Origin of the sequence: Sphingomonas sp. C3-2 (genome assembly GCF_033025475.1) — a bacterium.
GTDB lineage: Bacteria > Pseudomonadota > Alphaproteobacteria > Sphingomonadales > Sphingomonadaceae > Sphingobium_A.
On the sequence record NZ_CP130322.1, the window covers coordinates 1,419,144 to 1,437,484 of the forward strand.

Here is an 18,341-nt window from a genome sequence, read left to right on the forward strand (position 1 = left end):
TGATACTGAAACCGCCCGTCATTCGCTTTGGCTTCGACAAACGGATCGAGGGTTTTTATCATGAAAGGCCATTCTTCATAGGGGATTGCTATGAAAGCGCGTTTCTTCCTTGGCCTCATGCTCGCATCCACCCTTGCGGCCTGCGGCATCAACAGCGTTCCGACAGCCGAGGAAAATGCCAAGGCCAAATGGGCGAACGTCCAGGCCGATTACCAGCGCCGCGCCGATCTGGTGCCCAATCTCGTTGAAACCGTGAAGGGCTATGCCAAGCAGGAAAAGGACGTGCTGACGCAGGTGACCGAGGCGCGCGCCAAGGCGACCTCGGTTCAGGTAACGGCGGAAGATCTCGACGATCCGGCCAAGGTGCAGCAGTTCCAGCAGGCGCAGACAGCGCTGTCGGGATCGCTCGGTCGCCTGCTCGCCACGGTCGAGGCCTATCCCGACCTGAAGTCCAACGCCAATTTCCTTGCGCTCCAGTCGCAGCTTGAGGGCACGGAGAACCGCATCAACGTCTCGATCAAGGATTATAACGAGGCGGTGCAGCAATATAACACGACGATCCGGACCTTCCCGGACATCATCGGCGCCAAGATCGTCCACGGTGCCAAGCCGATGGTGCCCTATCAGGCGCAGGCCGGGTCGGACCAGGCGCCGAAGGTGAATTTCGGCGGCTGATTGCCATCCCTTTTCCGCGCGCAGCACGGAAGGACAGCGGCGCATGACGACAGCTTTCGCCCCATTGGCACGACCGGCCCGCACCTCCGGGCCGGGCCAGGCGGTGCATGCCCGCATCTTCGCGGCGTGCACCGCGCTGCTGCTGATGATCCTGTGCCTGCCGTTGCAGGCGCAGACCTTCCCACCCCTCACCGGCCGCGTGGTCGATCAGGCGAACCTGCTCAGCCCCGCGCAGGAGCAGGAAATCACCGCCAAGTCCGAAGCGCTCGAAAAAGCGTCGGGCCGCCAGTTCGTCGTCGCCACGGTGAGCAGCCTCGAGGGGCGCGACATTCAGGATTATGGCTATCGCCTCGGCCGCCATTGGGGGATCGGCACCAAGGAGGAGAATGACGGCGTCCTCCTCCTCGTCGCGCCCAATGAACGCAAGGTCCGCATCGAGGTCGGCTATGGGCTTGAGCCGATCCTGACCGACGCGCTGTCGAGCGTCATCATCAACTCGCAGATCCTGCCGCGTTTTCGCGAGGGCGACATGGCGGGCGGCATCGTCGCCGGTGCCGATTCGATCGTCACCCAAATCAGCCTGCCCGCCGACGAGGCCGCGGCGCGGCAGCAGCAGATCCTTGCGAACGCCAAGGACGATGCCGAGGGCGGCATTCCGATCTCGCTCATCTTCTGGCTGGCGGTGCTGTTCTTCTTCGTCCTGCCCGCGATCTTTGGCGGGCGGCGGCGCGGGCGCAGGCACCGCGGCGGCGGCCCGATCGTCATCTGGGGGCCGGGCGACTGGGGCGGCGGCAGCGGCGGTGGTGGTTCCTGGGGCGGCGGCGGTGGCGGCGGCTCCTGGGGCGGTGGCGGCGGATCATTTGGCGGCGGCGGCGCATCGGGGGGATGGTAATGGGCAAGACGAACCGACTTTCCGATGCCGATCACCTGCGCGTGAGCGACGCGGTGACGGCGGCCGAGCGCGGCACCGATGGCGAAATCGTCACCATCGTGACCGACCGTTCGGATGACTATGTCGACATCGCCTTTTGCTGGTCGATCGGCATCGCGCTCCTCGTGCTCGCCCTGCTTGCGGCCTTCCCGAACATGCTGAGCGCGCTGCTCGCTGGTTCTCGCGGGGGGTGGGAACATGAAACCAGCATCCGCGAATTGCTGTCGACCACGTTCCTGTTCGTCGCGCTGAGCTTCGGCTTGGGCTGGCTGGTGATGCGCGCCGTATCGTTGCGGCTTGCGCTTACGCCCAGCGGGGTCAAGGCCCGGCGCGTGCGCAACCGCGCCATCCGCTATTTCAAGGTTGGCGCCGAAGCGCGGACGATGAAGAAGACCGGCGTCCTCCTTTATCTCTCGATGCGCGAGCATGTCGCCGAAATCGTCGCGGACGAGGCGGTGCACCGCGCGGTGGCACCCGATATCTGGGGCGACGCAATGGCGGCGCTTGTCGCCCATGTCCGCGAGGGGCGCCCCGGTGAGGGGATGGCGGCCGCGATCGAACAGATCGGCGCCATCCTTGCCGAACACTTCCCCAAGGATCACGATGATCCCAATGAACTGCCCGATCGCCTGATCGAGCTTTGAGGCCATGCCTTGCACCCAGTGGAGCTCAGTACCATGTCGGATACCGTGTCAGACCCCGTCGAAATCAAATGGCATGGCCGCTTCCTGATCGCCAAGCAGGAAGGCAAATGGGAATATGTTTCGCGCGCGCGCAACATCAACGCGGCGGTGATCGTCGCGGTTGACGACGGGCATATCCTGTTGGTCGAGCAATATCGCTTTCCGCTGAAGGCGCTCTGCCTCGAGCTCCCCGCCGGGCTGGTGGGCGATGACGAGGAAGGCGAAGCCGTCGAGATCGCCGCCGCGCGCGAACTGGAAGAGGAAACCGGCTATCACGCCGAAAAGCTCGAGGTGATCGGCCAGTTCGCCTCCTCCCCTGGCATGGTCTCCGAAACCTTCACGCTGCTCCGTGCAACGGGCCTGACGCGCGTCGGCGAAGGCGGCGGAGTCGAGGACGAGCATATCGCCGTCCACCGCGTGCCGCTGGCCGAGATGGCGCAGTTCGTCGCCGCCAAGCGCAACCAGGGCGTGGTGATCGACGTGAAGCTGCTCCTGCTGCTCGCCGACCATATCATCGGCTGAGCTAAACCACCCTCCCGTTGACGTTAGCGGAAGTTCCGGCAACACTTCCTCTTGAAAACAACGCCGGGGAGGAAGCAGATGCCGGGACCGCTCAACGGTGTGCGCATCATCGAGATAGCCGGGATAGGCCCCGGCCCGTTCGCCGCGATGATGCTGGCCGATCACGGCGCGGAGGTGCTGCGCATCGAGCGCGGCGGCGCCACCAATCCGGCTGCGGCGCGCGATCCGCTGCTGCGATCGCGCACGCACATCGCGCTCGACCTGAAATCGCCCGAGGGCGTCGCCGAACTCCGCGCGCTGGTGCGCACCGCCGACGGGCTGATCGAAGGGTTTCGCCCCGGGGTGATGGAACGGCTGGGGCTGGGGCCAGAGGTGCTGCTGAAAGACAATCCCAGGCTCGTCTATGGTCGGATGACCGGCTGGGGCCAGACGGGGCCGCTGGCGCAGGCGGCGGGGCACGACATCAACTATATCGCGCTCTCGGGCGCGCTCCACGCCTTTGGCCGGCAGGGCGGGCCGCCGACGCCTCCGATCAACATGATGGGCGATTTCGGCGGCGGGGCGATGATGCTGGCCTTTGCGATGGTCTCGGCGCTCTTCCACGTCCAGCGCGGCGGGCAGGGGCAGGTGATCGACTGTGCGATGACCGATGGCTCGGCGCTGCTGATGGCGATGATCTGGGGCTTCCGCGCACAGGGCATGTGGCCCGGCGGGCGCGGCGAGAACCTGCTCGATACCGGCGCGCCTTTCTATGACAGCTATGAAACCGCCGACGGGAAATGGGTGTCGGTGGGGTCGATCGAACCGCAATTTTACGCGCTGCTGCGCGAAAAAATGGGGCTGGCTGACGATCCCGATTTTGCCGCCCAGCATGATCGCCGCCACTGGCCCGCGCTGAAGGCCCGGCTTGCGGCGCTGTTCGCGCGCAAGACCCGCGCCGAATGGTGCGCGGTGATGGAGGGCACCGATATCTGCTTTGCCCCCGTGCTCGATTTCGACGAAGCCGCCGCGCATCCGCACAATGTAGCGCGCGGCACCTTCGTGGAGGCAGGCGGCGTGCGCCAGCCCGCCCCTGCCCCACGTTATTCGGGCCTCGATCTCACGCCCCCGGCGATGCCGAAGGCGTAAAACCGCTCAGTCGAGCCCCTTGATTGCGCCGGTCTGGTCGAACGCGCGGTCCGCTTCGAAGCTTGCGACCGGATAGGCGCAGTAATCCGCCGCATAATAGGCGCTGGGCCGGTGATTGCCCGATTCCCCGAGCCCGCCAAAGGGCATGTTGCCCGCCGCCCCCGTCGTTGGCCGGTTCCGGTTGACCACGCCCGCGCGCGACCGGGCGATAAACTGGCGCCACAGCGCATCGTCGTCACTGATCAGCCCGGCGGACAGGCCGAAGGCGGTGTCATTGGCGGCGGCGATCGCGGCGTCGAAGTCGGGAACGCGCCGGACCTGAAGCACGGGCGCGAAAATCTCCGCATCGGGCACGGCGATGCCGGTCACGTCGATCATCGCGGGCGTGACGAAGCTGGGCCCGCGATCGAGCAGGCGGAACGGCAGGATGGCCTTGCCCCCGGCGGCCTCGAAACCGGCGACCGCGCGCGCCGCCTGTTCGGCGGGCGCCGCATCGATGAGCGGCCCCATGAACGCCTCCTGATTGTCGTTCCACGCACCGATGCGCAACCGGGAAGCGAGCGCCGCCGTCGCCGCGATCACGGCATCGCCTACCGCCCCTTCGGGCACGATCAGCCGGCGCGCGCAGGAACAGCGCTGGCCGGTGGTGATGAAGGCCGACTGAACGATGATCGACGCGGTCGCCTCGGCATCGCCGTCCCACGCGATGAGCGGGTTGTTGCCGCCAAGTTCCAGCGCGAGGATGACATGCGGCTTGTCGGCGAAATAGCGGCGGAAATGCATGCCTGCCGCCGCCGATCCGGTGAACAGCAGGCCATCGATATCGCCCGCGATCAGGGCAGCGCCGGTCTCGCGCCCGCCCTGGACCAGATTGAACACCCCCGCCGGCACGCCCGCCGCGGCCCAGGCCTCGGCGGTCAACTGACCGATATGCGGCGTGAGTTCGGACGGCTTGAACACCACCGTGTCGCCCGCGATGAGCGCGGGCACGATATGGCCATTGGGCAGGTGACCGGGGAAATTATAGGGGCCAAGCACGACCATCACGCCGTGCGGGCGGTGGCGCAGCACCGCGCGGCCGAAATCGGTGTCGGCCGATCGCTCTCCGGTCCGCTCGGAATAGGCGGCGATCGACACGCCCACCTTGGCGATCATCGATCCCACCTCGGCGGTCGCTTCCCACAGCGCCTTGCCGGTTTCGCGCGCGATCGCCTCGGCAAAGGCAGGCTTACGGCGCTCCAACTGCTCGGCAAAGCGCTTTACCAGTGCCACGCGCTCTTCCAGCGGGGTATCCGCCCAGCCCGGAAAGGCGCGGCGCGCGGCCGCCAGCGCGGCGGCGCAATCGGGGTCGGTGGCGGCGTGCCCCGTCCACAATTTCTCGCCGGTCGCCGGGTCGGTCGAGACAAAAGCGGCACCGCGCCCGCCCGTCCACTGACCATTGATGTACAGTTCAGTCATTCTCTCGCCATCCTTATCGCGGCTCTGCCCGGGGAACGGGCGGCCGCCTTGCTCATTTCCCTAGGATGCGCCTCTTTTTCCGGGCGCGCCGCACAGGAGGATGTCCATGTTTGTCGCGGTCTATTGGTGGCGTGTCCACCCCGGCAAGGAAGAACAGTTCCGCGAGGCATGGCGGCGCGGCACCGAACAGATCACGCGCATCTATGGCAGCTATGGATCGCGCCTCCACCGCGACCGCGACGGACGCTTTGTCGGCTATGCCGAATGGCCCGACGAGGCGAGTTGGCAGCGCGCGTTCGACGCGAAGATGGTCTATGACGACAGGGAAGCGCGGGCGATGTTCGTCGATGCGATCGCTGAGACGCCGCCGGGCAACCGCCCCGTCTTCACGATGACGGTGACCGACGACCTGCTCACCCGCGCGGGCGCGCCATCGCCTGCTGCAGCTTTTCCACCAGCGCGTTGACGAGCGGAGCCCTGGGTCCGCGCACGCGCGTCGCCACCACCAACGGGCGCGTCCAGGGTTCGGCCTCGACATTCAGCCGGACGATGCGCCCAATCGCGACATCGCGGGCGACAAGCATTTCAGGCAGGATCGCAAGATACCCGCCGCCATCGAGCATCGCGAGCGTGAAGAGCACCGAGGTGGTTTCGATCCCGGGGCGGAAACGCGGGACGCCCGCCGCGCGAAAGCTGGCCTCGATGCTGCGTTCGACCGCGCCGATATTGGCGCCGACCAGCCAGCGCGCGACCGAGAGATCCTGCAGCGACACCACCGGCTTGGTCGCGAGCGGATGGTTGGCGCCAGCAACGACGACATAGCGCATGTCGCCCAGCAGTTCCTCGCGGATCAGCGGATCGATCCGGTCGGTCTGGCGGAGCGAGACGAGCACGTCGAGCCGGCCCTGAATCAGGTCGTCGACCATCATCTCGTAGACGCCAGCGAGCATGGTGAGGCGCGCGCCGGGGCGTTCGGCGGTCAGTTCCTTCACCGCGGTCGCCACCACGTCCGCCGCCGCGCTCGGCCCCATCCCAACGCGCAGCCGGCCGTGGCGCCCGCCCAGCATGTCGCCAAGGTCGGCGCGAAACCGGTCCCCTTCCGCAACGATCGTCCGCGCATGGGGCAGGAACAGCTCGGCATAGGCGGTAGGCCGCACGCGCCGCCCGTCGCGTTCGAACAGGCGCACGCCCAGCTGCGCTTCCAGCCGGAGGATGCTCTTGCTCACCGCCTGCTGGCTGAGCCCCAGCCGCTCGGCGGCGGCAGCGAAAGTGCCGGTTTCATAGGCGGCGAGGAAATGGCGAACCTGACGTGATTCCATCCCTTTCGAATACCCAACTTATAGTTGTTCAAAAAGACAAATTGTTGTTGGAAATGAGTCCGGACAACTTGCAGTATCCCCCTTGTCAGGAGGAACACCGAACATGATCATTACGGAAAAGCAGCCCATCGTGGCGTCGCAGGCGGGCGTGTGGGAAGGCGAATATGTCCATCTCGATGCCGATCACAACATCATCGATCGCCACAAGTCGCGCCTTGTGTGCCGCCTGACGGATGGCCCCGATGGTGAAGCGAAGCTGGCGCAGACCAACATCTACACCTGGGATGATGGCACGCAGGAAATCCGCTATTTCGACGGCACGTTCAAGGGCGACCGCGTCTGGATCAAGAACGATCTGATCGACGGTTTCGTCGGCGCGCTCAACTATGACGAGACCAACCGCACGATCATGGTCGGCTGGACCCGCACCCACGAGCCCGACTTCCGCTATTACGAAATGATCACCGTGGCCGAGGACAACCAGGCGAAGAACCGCACCTGGCACTGGTACCGCAAGGGCCGTCTGTTCCAGCGCACCGTGATCAACGAGAACCGTATCTCTGACGATTGGCAGGCATACGACGATCCCAGCTATTACAGCTTCCGTCCGCGGTCGGCTGTATGAACCAAACAGCGCTTTCTCGCAGGGCGCTGATCGGAGCGGCGGGGGGCTTAGGCCTCACCGCCGCTATCGGCGTTTCTGGAACCGCAGCCGCTGCCTCCTCCGGGCAGCCGCGCGATGTCGTGCTCAACACCGACGGCCGTTACCCGGTCGCCCCGCTGACCAAGGAAAGCTGGACGCTGGGCGTGGCGCAGTGCCGGTCGATGCCGGTCGATCTCAACCGGGTCGAGGCCAGCCGCCGCGAAAACCTGAACCACATGATCGGGTTGATCGACGCCGCCTTTGCCTTTGGCGCCGGTCCTGACCTCCTGTTCTTCCATGAATTCCCGATCACCGGTTTTGGCGCAGGCTGGACGCGCAAGGACGTCCTCAAGGTCGCCATCGAAATCCCCGGCGCCGAAACCGAGGAAATCGCGAAAAAGGCGCGCCAGTACGGCATCTATATCGTCTTCGGCTCCTATGCGCGCGATCCCGACTGGCCGGGGCATGCGCTGTCGATCACGACGATGATCGGGCCGGACGGCAAGATCCTTGCCCGCGACTGGAAGGCCCGCAACATCAAGGGCGTTTTCGGTGGCGAGATCGAGCTGTTCACCACCACGATCTACGACGTGCTCGACCGCTTCGTCGAAATGTACGGGCGCGACGCGATCCTCCCCGTCGTCCAGACGCCGATCGGCAATCTGGCGATGAGTTCGGTCCAGCGCGAACCCGAACTGTTCCGCGCGCTGGCGATGAAGGGGGCGGAGGTTATCCTGCGCACCGCGACGGGGGGCTTCGTGCCGACCGATATCGCCGCGACCTCGCTCTACAACAGCGTCTATACTGCAATTGCCAACAATGCGGTGTCGCCCGGCTCGCCCTTTTTCGAAGACAGTAATGCCGGCGGGTCGGCGATCTACGGCCCCGATGGCGAACCCATCGCCATCGCCAAATCGCCCAATGAGACGCTGGTCATGGCGCGCATTCCGATCGGCGCCTTCCGCGCGCGGCATCGCCAGCCGACGATCCACCCGCAGCTCTATATGGACGTGCTGAACGGCTACACGCCGCGCTTCCCGCCCAATCTCTTTTCAACCTACGTGCCGAGCGACCTCAAGGATGCCGGCCGTTACCTTCGTGACAAAGGTGTCTGGAAATGACCCGTGGCGTAACCCGTAGCATCACCGGAACCATCCTCTACACCAGCACCAAGCCCGAACGCATGGGCCAGGGGCGCGGGCGCGAGCATTTCCGCATCGACCATCATGTCGACGGGTGCCGCACCATCGCCGCGCACGGCGAGATCGACGATGCCCCATCGGTCGTGCGCGACGTCAACCTGCGCATCGGCGCCGATGGCCGCCCGCAGGAAAGCTTCGTGCGCATCGCCGTTGGCGGCGAATTTCGCGGTTCGGGCTGGTTCCGCTTTTCGGATACCGAGGCCGAATGCGAAGCCTTCACCTCGGTCGAGGGCCGCGTTTCGCAGCGCATGGAACTGAAGGAGCCGCTTCCGGCGTTCGGCAACCATGCGATGGTGAACGACGGCTTCCTGCTCAGCCTGTACGACCTGTCCAAGGGGCCGGGCGTGCAGGTGGTGAAGAACATCCTCCTCTCCTCCCCCGATCATCGCGGCGCCACCGGCCCGATGCTGTTCGGCATCGATCTCGCGATCGAATTTGTCGGACGCGAAACGGTGAAGGTTGCCGCCGGCAAGTTCGAGGCGCTGCACTTCCGCTTTGTCGACATTCCCGGCCTGCTGCTCGAACACCCGCCTTATGATCTGTGGTGCACCGATGACGGCGAATATGTGCTGCTGAAGGCGCAGGTCGGCGGCTATATGCAGACCGCCTACGAACTCACCGCCTATGACAAGACAGGTGAAGGCATATGATTGAACCTTGGCTTCTCGCCGCGCATATCGCGGTTCTGGGGTACTGGCTCGGTTCCGAGTTCGTGATCAACAGCACCTATCGCTATGTGTCGTACAGCGATCGCATGCCGTTCGCGGAACGCTCGCGCCTGATGGAGCACGTGATGCATGTGGACCAGCATGTCCGCTATGCGCTTGTGCTGCAGGCGAGCCTTGGGCCCGCAATCGCCGCGCTTTACGGCTATATCCCCGGCGGTCAGGCAACCGCGATTGGCTTCGGTATCTTCGGCGCGCTGTGGTTCGGCTTTGTCGAACTGGTCCACCGCCTGCGCCACAGCCCGATCGGCAAGACGCTGGGCGCGATCGACCGTGGCTCGCGCTACGTGTTCATGGCCGTCCTCGTCGCCGCCGCGGTCAGCCTGATCGGTGGCCAGTGGCCCATGCCCGAATGGCTGCGCTGGAAGCTGGCGATGTTCGCGGGCGTCATGCTGTGCGGCGTCGGCATCCGCATCGCGCTGATCTCGCACTTCCGCACCTGGGCGATCATGGCGCGCGAGGGGCCCACCGACGAAACCAACGCGATCATCAAGCGCACCTATGTGCGCGCCACCTCGGTGCTGCTGCTCCTCTGGGTCTTCATCACCGCGATCGCCATCGTCAGCGTGTGGAAGCCCGCATGAGCCATGCCGACGTCCTCACCGCACTCGTCGCCGCCCTTGGGGCGGAGGCGGTGCGCACCGACGCCGACGCGCTCGATTTCGTCGCCAGCGACGTGCATGTGAACGCGCGGCGCCCGGCCGCCGTGGTCCGCCCGGTCGATGCGCAGGGCGTGGCCGCCGCAGTCGCCGCCGCCACGTCGCGCGGCTATGCCGTGCTGCCGCGCGGCGGCGGGCTGAGCTATACTGGCGGCTATGCCCCCCAGTCCGAACGCTCGATCACGATCGACATGGGCGGCATGAACCGCATCCTGTCGATCTCCGAACAGGATCTCACCATCACCGTCCAGGCAGGCGTAACATGGAAGCAGATCCAGGACGCGCTAAAGCCGCTCGGCCTGCGACTGCCCTTTATCGGCACCTTTTCGGGGGCCGGGGCAAGTGTGGGCGGCGGGCTTGGCCAGGGTGCGCTGTTCTTCGGATCGGCGCGCTACGGGTCTGCGGCGGAGGTCGTTCTCGGGATCGAGATCGCGCTGGCCGATGGCAGCCTGCTGCGCACCGGACAGGGATCGCTTGCGGTGGAAAGCAAGCCCATCCTGCGGACCTTCGGCCCCGACCTGACCGGCCTGTTCACGCATGATTGCGGCATGTTCGGGATCAAGACCGAAGCCAGCTTCCGCCTGATCCGTACACCTTCGGAAACGGGCTTTGCCAGCTTCGCCTTCCGCACGATCGAGGAAGCCGCCGACGCGCTGTCCGAGATCGCCCGCGCCGATCTGGCCGAGGAAGTCTATATCCTCGATCCCAGCGCAGCCGGGACCATCGATGCCGATGCCGCCACCATGGCCAAGACCGCGGTGTCGGTGGCACGCGGCGCAGGCGGTGCGATCAAGGCCGTGAAGGCGCTCGCCTCGCTCGCCAAGGGCGGGATGGACTTCATCCCCGAAGGGCATTTTTCGCTGCACCTGACGGCGGCCGGACGCACGCCCGGCGCGGTCGAGGCCGATCTGGCCGAGGCGCACCGGATCGCAACCGAAGCGGGCGGTTTTGCTGTGGCCCCAACGATCCCGCGTGTGGCGCGCGCCGAACTGTTCGCCAATCTGAACGGCATTCTTGGCCCCGATGGCGGGCGCTGGGCAGCGCTCAACGCCAAGGTCGCGCATTCCGACGCGCGCCGCCTGATCGCGGCGTTCGACGAGATGATCGCCCCCTGGCAGGCAGAGATGGACAAGCACGGGGTGCATTACACCCGTCTCGTCTCCGCTCTCGCCAACCACTGTTTCAGCTTCGAGCCGGTCTTTCGCTGGCGCGACACGCTGAACCCGATCCACAGACAGGCCGCCGAGCCCGGCTTCCTCGCCAGCTTCCCCGAAGCAGCAGCAAACCCCGAGGCCCGCGCGCTGGTCGACACGCTGCGCCGTGAAACAGTGGAACTGTTCCGCCGCCTTGGGGCCGCGTCGAACCAGATCGGCCGCACCTACCCTTATCGCGAAGCGCTGACGCCCGAGGCCGATGCGCTGCTCTCGTCCATCAAGCAGGCACTCGATCCGCAGGGGCTCATCAACCCCGGCGTGCTCGGTTTCGCCCGCCCCTCTTGAGGAACTTCGGTCGCCCATGAAAAACTACCTCTTCGCCCTTTCCCTTCCCCTGATGCTCGCTGCATGCGGCGGCGATGACGGCGCCAAGAAAACCGCTGACGGCTCCGACGCGGTGGCCCGCTGCGCGGCGTGCCACAGCTTCGAAAAGGACGGTCCGAAGCGTTCGGGGCCCAATCTTCACGGCATTCTCGGCCAGCCGGCCGGGACGAAAAAGGGCTTCACCTATTCCAAGGCCATGAAGGACAGCGGGATCACCTGGTCCGCCGAAACGCTCGACGCCTTCATCGCCGAACCGAACAAGGCCGTCCCCGGAAACCGCATGGGCTTCCCGGGCGAATCCGATGCCGCAAAGCGCCAGGCGATCATCGCCTATATGCAGAAAAACGCCGCGTCGTGATCCGCCTGGCCGGGGGATGTTGCCCGCATCCCCCGGCCCAACAGTTGGAAATCCGGCCAAATCCGTTCAGACAACAATAATTTGTCCGGACATATTGCCTCTTCCAGCGTCCGCGCTAGCTTACCCGTCATGCGCCGTTCAAGGCTTGATGGGGAGACTGGCATGAAGAAGATCGTTCTGGCGGGCACGGCAATGCTGTGCACATTCGCCGCACCGCTGGCGCAGGCGCGCACGCTCGACCCCGCCAAACCCGAAGACGCCGTCGAAATCGCCAAGCGCGCCCAGTGCGGGGCCGCCGATGGCAAGCCTGCGATCTATCGCTGGTCGGCCAAGGTCTATTCGCGCGTCAACGGCGAACCCGACCGGCTGCTCTTCACCGGTGAGGGCATGAACGTCCGCCAGTGCACCACCGTCACCGACGCCAAGCGCGGCAAGGGCTATCGCCAGGTCAGCCGCGAGCTGATGGTATTCACCGACGCAAAGACCGGCGAAATCGTCCGCAACTGGACCAATCCGTGGACTGGCGAGACGGTTGAGGTGATGCAGATCGCCAATGATCCGGTGAACGTGCCGACGATCTTCCCCTATTCGGCCGACGGCAAGCCGTTCAATCCCGGCTATAGCCGGATGGGCCAGTGGCTCGCCATGCCGATGGAAATTCCGCTCTTCTACCACAATGTGCTGGCCGGCGATTATCAGGACTATGTTGGCGGCAAATATCACGCGATGGAGATTTTCGACTTCATGGCGCGGGCCGACGAGATCCTCGACACCAAATATCCCACCGCCTACCCGTCCATCTCGTGGGTCCGCGTGTCCGACTGGATGCCGTGGATGAAGATGCGTGGACGCGACGGGATCATGATCTTCAATGCGGTCGGCACCAAGGTCGACCGGATCGCCGATCTGCCCAAGGTGCTGCAGGACGAGATCGCAACCAGCTATCCCGATTATGCCACGCCGCCGCCCGCTGACGACACACGCCCCAACGAAACCACCTGGACCGTGTTCAAGAAGTGGGTCGAAGGGCGCAAGGCCGCCGCTGGCGCCGAACTCAATCCGCACAAGGCGCATTGATGCGCCCGCTCAGCAGACGGCACGCGCTGATCGGCGCCAGTGCGGCGCTGGTGGCCGGCGCTGCGCCGCGCATGGCCTGGGGCAAGACCGAGGCAGACGTGATCGTGATCGGCGCCGGGCTGGCCGGGCTCGCTGCCACCACCCAGCTTGAGGCCGCGGGCGCGCGCGTCGTCCTGCTCGAAGCCGCGCAGCGCATCGGCGGCCGTATGCACACGCTCGACGATCTGCCCGGTCGCCCGGAGGCGGGCGGCGTTCAGGTGGGTAGCGGCTATCACCGTGTGCTCGGCCTCGCCAAGGCACACGGCATCGGACTTGAACCTGCGCCATCGATCGAACGCAACGCACTCTATGTCATCAACGGGCAAAGCGTGACGATGCGCGATTGGGCGACCACCCCGGCCAACCGACTGATTGGCCCCGAACGCGCGGTGCCGCCCGCGGCGCTTGGCGGGTTTTACGGCGCGCGGTTCGGCCCGCTTGCGGGGCCCGAGGCATGGACCGGGGCTTCGGCCGCCGCGCTCGACATTCCCTATGCGCAGGCGCTGGCCAATCTGGGCGCCAGTGCCGAGGCGTTGCGGCTGATCGACGCCAACCTGAACGGCAACAGCATCCACACGCTGTCCGCGCTGCAACTCGCGCGCACCGCCGCGATCTTCCGGGCCAGCCCCGGCCAAATCCTGATGCTGACCGGCGGATCGCAGCGCCTGCCCGAGGCGATGGCCGCCGCGCTCAAGGCGCAGCCGCGTCTGGGGCAGTTGGTGACCGGCATTGCAGAAACCGCTGACGGCGTCCGCGTGACGCTGGCCGGGGGACGAACGCTGAGCGCGCGCCACTGCATCTGCACCATTCCCTTTGCCGCGCTGCGCACCATCGCGGTCGAGGCACCGATCGGCCGCGACATGGCCTCGATGATCGCGGGCCTGCCCTATAGCCGCGCGAGCTTTGCCTATCTGGCGGCAAGCGATCCGTTCTGGAAGCAGGACGGCCTGCCCGAGACGATCTGGAGCGACGATCCGCTGATCGGCCGCGTTTTTGCGCTGGGCGACGATCCTGCGGTGCTCAAGGTCTGGCTGTCCGGCCCCAATGCCGATCAGCTCGATCGCCTTGCCCCCGACGTCGCTGCGGCGGAGATCATTCGCCGGATCGAAGCCGCGCGTCCGTCAGCCAAAGGCAAGTTGCGGCTGTTGCGTGTGCATAGCTGGCAGAAGAACCCCTTTGCCCGCGGCATCTATCATCACATCGCCCCCGGTCAGGGCGCGGCGCTCGCCGCCGCGACATTGCCCGCAGCCGGGCGCCTGCACTTTGCCGGCGAACACCTTGGCCGCAACGATGCAGGCATGGAAGCCGCGCTCGAATCGGGTGAAAGCGCCGCGCGCACGGTGGCCACGCGGCTCTGATCCATGACCGGTGCCGCGCCGCCACGGGGCGGCACCGGATCTATGCGATCAAGATACCACGCAGGGCGGCCTGAAGCATCTCGCGGAAGGATTGAAGCGTCTCAGGCGCGTCCGCCGTATAGCCGCGCCCCTTGCCGAGTTGCTCGGCGTTGCAGACATAGGCCGGGATGGCCGAACCGATGATGTTGAGCGCCAGCGCGGGCTTCACATCGCGGAACACCCCTTTGGCGATCCCATCGCGCAGGATCTCGTCAAAGGCGAAAACCGCGCTTTCCGAGAACAGCGTCGGATTGCCTTCGGTGCGCGACACCAGATCCGCCGAATTGCGTGCGATGATGCGGGCGGCATGCGGCCGCGCGATCATGAACTGCAGCCAGGTGTCGAGCAGCGCCCACAGCGCCTCTGCGGGCGCCAGCCCGGCATCGCGCGCCGCGCCCCGGCGGTCCAGTTCCTCGAAGATCCGGCCTTCGACCGCGTCATAGATCGCGCGCTTCGACCTGAAATGATGCAGCACCGACGGTCGCCGGATGCCGACGGCGTCGGCAATGTCGTCCAGGCTGGCGCCGGCAAAGCCAAGCTCGGCAAATATCCGCTCGGCCGCGTTCAATATATCCTCGGCGGTGGTGCTGCGCGCAACGCCGCGTTGGGGGCCGCGCCGGGCGCGCGTGGTGGTTTCGATCATCGCGCCGTTCTGGCCCTGTGTACGCGACGGCGCAAGACGCGAGCGCCGCGCGGCTTTCCGCTTATCCCCGATTGACATGCTGCCCAGCCAATTTTACCCCTTCATTAAACCTACTGACGCGTAGGCATATTAGGAGAGCATTGAATGCAGGATATCAACCCAAAATTGGGTGCGCCGGGCACGGGCGTTGTCATTACCGGCGGTGCATCAGGATTGGGCTTTGCATCGGCACGCGCGCTGGCCGCCGTCGGCCGCAGCGTTGCGATCTGGGATATCAACGCCACGCGCGCCGAAGATGCCGCGCAGAAGATCCGCGATGAATTCGGCACCACCGCCTCCGCCCATGCCGTCGATGTGCGCGATCCACAGGCGATTCTGAACGCCGCCAAGGACAGCCGCGACAGCCTGCCTTCGGTGGGCGGCATCGTCCACTGCGCCGGGATAGTCGACACTGACTCGCTCGACGGGCTGACCGTCCAGAGCTGGGATGACGGCATCAACGTCCATCTCCGCCCCATCCCGCTGCTTATCCAGGCGTTCTTCGATGATCTGAAGGCCAATCCGGGAAGCGCGATCGTCGCGACCTCCTCGATCAACGCCACGCTCGGCAACGCCGTGAACCCGATTTACTCGGCCGCCAAGGGCGGCGTGCTGTCACTCGTCCGCTCGCTCGCGGACCGGCTGGCGCGCGACAATATCCGCATCAACAGCATCTCGCCCGGCCAGATCACCACGCCAATGATGCAGCCCGCGGTCGACAATCTCGAACCCGGGTATTTCGAACGCCGCATCCTGCTTGGCCGCATCGGCGAACCCGAGGAAATCGGCCGCGCGGTACGTTTCCTGCTGTCGGATGAAGCCAGCTACATCACCGCCGCACAATTCGTCGTCGATGGGGGCAATATCTCGTCCCAGCGTCAGTAAACGCCACAGTCGACATCTAGCGCACACAAAAATCAAAACATTCCTGGAGGGGATTTATGCGCCTATTCACTGTTCGTAACTCATTGCCTGCCAAAGCCGTGCTGCTGTCTGGCGCAGCTTTGGCATCCTTGTCGTCGGCACCGCTCCATGCGCAGGAGACCGAAACGGTCGCCAGCCAGGGCGGTGTCGAGGACATCGTCGTCACCGCACGCCGCCGCGAGGAAAATCTTCAGGACGTACCCGTCGCCATCTCGGCCTTTACCGGTCAGATGCTCGAGGCGCGCAATATCTCGGACATTTCCTCGCTCGACGGCCTCGCGCCCAGCGTGAAGGTGATCGAAAGCTCGAGCAACACGACCACCTATATCCAGATCCGCGGTTCGGTGACCGCAAACCCCAACCCGGCCTACGAACCGGCGGCGGCACTCTATATCGACGGCGTCTATTTCGGCAAGGCAGCCGGGTCGACGATGGACGTCGCCGACATCGCTAATGTCGAGGTGCTGCGCGGCCCCCAGGGCACCCTGTTCGGCCGCAACACGCTGGCCGGCGCGATCAACATCGTCACGCAGAAGCCGAGCGGCGAACTGGGCGGCAAGATCAAGGTGGGTGCGGGCGATTTCGGCCGCCGCCTGCTGCAGGGATCAATCGATCTGCCTCGCTTCGGCGATTTCAGCGTCAAGCTGTCGGGCCTGATGAGCGAACGAAACGGCTATATTTCGGTTTCGTCCAATCCCTATGCCGGCATCCCGGCCCAGCCGCGCACCGTCAGCCGGCTTGGCGACGAAAGCAACCGGGCGCTGCGCGCGGCCGTCCGCTTCGAACCCACACCCGATCTGATCTTCGACTATGCGTTCGATTTCAACCGCATCCGCAACACCCCGGGCAGCGGCACCCTGCAGAGCGTTGGCGAAGGCGGCATCTTCGATCCCAATTCACCGATCTACAGCGGGGTCCCGCTCCATCTTTATGTGCAGGACGGCAAGCGCCCGCGCACGGCCTATTCGTCGGCCGGCGTCGACAACGCCCCACTCTACGAACGCGTGAAGAGCTACAGCCATGCGCTGACCGGGACCTGGGATGTGGGCGATGCGACGATCAAGTCGATCACCGCGTTCCGCGAGATGGACTGGGGCCAGTCGCTCGATCTCGACGCCTCTCCGCTGCCGCTCGCGGCCGCCGCATCCGATCTCGATTATCACCAGTTCTCGCAGGAATTGCAGGCAAGCGGCAATGTCGGCGAACATTTCAACTATACCGGCGGCGTCTATTATTTCAGCGACAAGGGCGACGTTTCGAACCCGCAGCAATTCTTCGGCATGACGCTGGAATCGGAGGCGCTATTCAAGACCCGCGCCTATGCGGTTTACGGTCAGGTCGATTACACCCCGCCCATTCTGGATGAAAAACTGACGCTGACGGCGGGCCTGCGGTACAGCAACGAACGCAAGTCGATCACGCGCTTTGCCTCGGCGGCCGGTTTCGTCACCATCCCCGATGGCACGCACGGCGCCAAGACCTTCAAGGGCACGACGCCAACCTTCATCGCGAAATATGCCTTCAGCCCCGATTTCAACATCTACGCCAAATATTCGGAAGGATTCAAAAGCGGCGGCTTCTCGGCCGATGCCAGCGACATTCGCGCCGCGATGACGCCCTATGAGCAGGAAAGCGTCAAATCGTACGAAATCGGCGCCAAGGCCCGGCTGTTCGACGGCAAGCTGCAGCTCAATGCTGCCGCCTATTTCGACAAGCATGTCGATCAGCAGATCCAGATCTTCTCGCCGACGCTCAACGGCTTCGTGACGCTGACCGCCAATGGCGCGCGCTCGGAAATCAAGGGGTTCGAGCTTGAAGCCACCGCCCGCCCGGTCGATTGGCTGCGCATTTCAGCCAATGTCGGCCATACCGATCCGCGCTTCACCGAATATTATGCGGTCGAAGGCGGACCCAACGTCGCCGATAGCTGGTCCTTCGTCTTCGTCCCGCGCTGGACGGCATCGGCCAGCGGCGATGTCCGCCTGTACAAGGGCGACGATCTGCAGGTGAACTTCATGGTCGATCTCAACTACAACTCGGCCTATGCGGCGCTACCGTACAGCAAGGATCCGACCTATGATCCAAACATCTATTCCACCCGCGCCGACGCCGCGACGGTGGTGGATGCGCGGCTGCTGTTCAGCAAGATCCCCGTGGGCAAGAGCGAAGCGGAAATGTCCTTCTTTGTGAAGAACATCTTCGACGATGCGTCGCGCATTGCGGGAATCGATTTTGGTGCCGCGTTCGGAAACATTGTGACACGAAACTATAACAACCCGCGCAGCATCGGGTTTGATACCACGCTGCGCTTCTGAGTCGGCGGCGGGGAAGGCCTGAAAACCTTCCCCACACGGCCGACCAGCCCCCCGAAACATCCACCT

General features: G+C 65.1%; 19 protein-coding genes. 16 read left to right on the top strand and 3 right to left on the bottom strand.

What is annotated here, in order from left to right; genetic code table 11:
- The first annotated feature begins 90 nt into the window (after positions 1–90).
- From QYC26_RS06905 to QYC26_RS06925, 5 genes are all read left to right on the top strand, one after another.
- Complete coding sequence (locus QYC26_RS06905; protein ID WP_317514656.1) at positions 91–675, top strand: LemA family protein; 585 nt, start codon at positions 91–93, stop codon at positions 673–675.
- Positions 676–820: 145 nt separating this feature from the next.
- Positions 821–1,567 carry a TPM domain-containing protein gene (locus tag QYC26_RS06910; RefSeq protein WP_317515018.1) on the top strand — a complete coding sequence of 249 codons (747 nt, stop codon included), beginning with the start codon at positions 821–823 and terminating at the stop codon, positions 1,565–1,567.
- On the top strand, positions 1,567–2,250 hold the full coding sequence (locus QYC26_RS06915; RefSeq protein ID WP_317514657.1) for a hypothetical protein: 684 nt from the start codon (positions 1,567–1,569) through the stop codon (positions 2,248–2,250). Before QYC26_RS06910 ends, QYC26_RS06915 begins: the two co-directional genes overlap by 1 nt.
- A 33-nt stretch (positions 2,251–2,283) precedes the next feature.
- Positions 2,284–2,811 carry an NUDIX hydrolase gene (locus QYC26_RS06920; RefSeq protein ID WP_317514658.1) on the top strand — a complete coding sequence of 176 codons (528 nt, stop codon included), beginning with the start codon at positions 2,284–2,286 and terminating at the stop codon, positions 2,809–2,811.
- Between the two features lie 78 nt (positions 2,812–2,889).
- Complete coding sequence (locus tag QYC26_RS06925; protein ID WP_317514659.1) at positions 2,890–3,939, top strand: CaiB/BaiF CoA-transferase family protein; 1,050 nt, start codon at positions 2,890–2,892, stop codon at positions 3,937–3,939.
- A gap of 6 nt (positions 3,940–3,945) precedes the next feature.
- Here the strand turns inward: QYC26_RS06925 and astD are convergent, their stop codons facing one another.
- On the bottom strand, positions 3,946–5,397 hold the full coding sequence (gene astD, locus QYC26_RS06930; RefSeq protein WP_317514660.1) for a succinylglutamate-semialdehyde dehydrogenase: 1,452 nt from the start codon (positions 5,395–5,397) through the stop codon (positions 3,946–3,948).
- A gap of 106 nt (positions 5,398–5,503) precedes the next feature.
- On the opposite strand from astD, the gene QYC26_RS06935 reads away from it, so the two are divergent.
- On the top strand, positions 5,504–5,863 hold the full coding sequence (locus QYC26_RS06935) for an antibiotic biosynthesis monooxygenase family protein (RefSeq protein WP_317515019.1): 360 nt from the start codon (positions 5,504–5,506) through the stop codon (positions 5,861–5,863).
- On the opposite strand, the gene QYC26_RS06940 is transcribed toward QYC26_RS06935, so the two are convergent.
- Complete coding sequence (locus QYC26_RS06940) at positions 5,811–6,716, bottom strand: LysR family transcriptional regulator (RefSeq protein ID WP_317514661.1); 906 nt, start codon at positions 6,714–6,716, stop codon at positions 5,811–5,813. The genes QYC26_RS06935 and QYC26_RS06940 overlap by 53 nt on opposite strands.
- Before the next feature lie 103 nt (positions 6,717–6,819).
- Here QYC26_RS06940 and QYC26_RS06945 point away from each other — a divergent pair, with 103 nt between their 5' ends.
- The 8 genes from QYC26_RS06945 (at position 6,820) to QYC26_RS06980 (ending at position 14,315) form a co-directional block, all read left to right on the top strand.
- The gene (locus QYC26_RS06945) at positions 6,820–7,341 is read left to right on the top strand and encodes a DUF3598 domain-containing protein (RefSeq protein ID WP_317514662.1); all 522 of its coding nucleotides are present in this window, start codon (positions 6,820–6,822) and stop codon (positions 7,339–7,341) included.
- Positions 7,338–8,480 (top strand): nitrilase-related carbon-nitrogen hydrolase, encoded by a 1,143-nt coding sequence (locus QYC26_RS06950; protein WP_317514663.1) that lies wholly within the window; start codon positions 7,338–7,340, stop codon positions 8,478–8,480. Before QYC26_RS06945 ends, QYC26_RS06950 begins: the two co-directional genes overlap by 4 nt.
- Positions 8,477–9,211, top strand: a complete 735-nt coding sequence (locus QYC26_RS06955) for a hypothetical protein (protein ID WP_317514664.1) — start codon at positions 8,477–8,479, stop codon at positions 9,209–9,211. Before QYC26_RS06950 ends, QYC26_RS06955 begins: the two co-directional genes overlap by 4 nt.
- Positions 9,208–9,870 (top strand): hypothetical protein, encoded by a 663-nt coding sequence (locus tag QYC26_RS06960; RefSeq protein ID WP_317514665.1) that lies wholly within the window; start codon positions 9,208–9,210, stop codon positions 9,868–9,870. The genes QYC26_RS06955 and QYC26_RS06960 overlap by 4 nt, the downstream gene beginning before the upstream one ends.
- Positions 9,867–11,444 carry an FAD-binding oxidoreductase gene (locus tag QYC26_RS06965; RefSeq protein ID WP_317514666.1) on the top strand — a complete coding sequence of 526 codons (1,578 nt, stop codon included), beginning with the start codon at positions 9,867–9,869 and terminating at the stop codon, positions 11,442–11,444. Before QYC26_RS06960 ends, QYC26_RS06965 begins: the two co-directional genes overlap by 4 nt.
- Positions 11,445–11,460: 16 nt before the next feature.
- A complete protein-coding gene (locus tag QYC26_RS06970; RefSeq protein WP_317514667.1) occupies positions 11,461–11,841 on the top strand; it encodes a c-type cytochrome in 381 nt (126 codons plus the stop codon).
- 162 nt (positions 11,842–12,003) lie between these two features.
- Positions 12,004–12,918 carry a DUF1838 family protein gene (locus tag QYC26_RS06975; RefSeq protein WP_317514668.1) on the top strand — a complete coding sequence of 305 codons (915 nt, stop codon included), beginning with the start codon at positions 12,004–12,006 and terminating at the stop codon, positions 12,916–12,918.
- Positions 12,918–14,315 (top strand): flavin monoamine oxidase family protein, encoded by a 1,398-nt coding sequence (locus tag QYC26_RS06980; RefSeq protein ID WP_317514669.1) that lies wholly within the window; start codon positions 12,918–12,920, stop codon positions 14,313–14,315. Before QYC26_RS06975 ends, QYC26_RS06980 begins: the two co-directional genes overlap by 1 nt.
- Positions 14,316–14,355: 40 nt before the next feature.
- Here the strand turns inward: QYC26_RS06980 and QYC26_RS06985 are convergent, their stop codons facing one another.
- Positions 14,356–15,075, bottom strand: a complete 720-nt coding sequence (locus QYC26_RS06985; protein ID WP_317514670.1) for a TetR/AcrR family transcriptional regulator — start codon at positions 15,073–15,075, stop codon at positions 14,356–14,358.
- Between the two features lie 66 nt (positions 15,076–15,141).
- Between QYC26_RS06985 and QYC26_RS06990 the strand changes: the two genes are divergently transcribed.
- Together QYC26_RS06990 and QYC26_RS06995 are read left to right on the top strand one after the other, a co-directional pair.
- Entirely contained in the window at positions 15,142–15,921 is a 780-nt protein-coding gene (locus QYC26_RS06990; protein WP_317514671.1) for an SDR family oxidoreductase, read from the top strand.
- A 119-nt stretch (positions 15,922–16,040) separates the two neighbouring features.
- Entirely contained in the window at positions 16,041–18,275 is a 2,235-nt protein-coding gene (locus tag QYC26_RS06995; RefSeq protein ID WP_317514672.1) for a TonB-dependent receptor, read from the top strand.
- Positions 18,276–18,341: the final 66 nt, after the last annotated feature.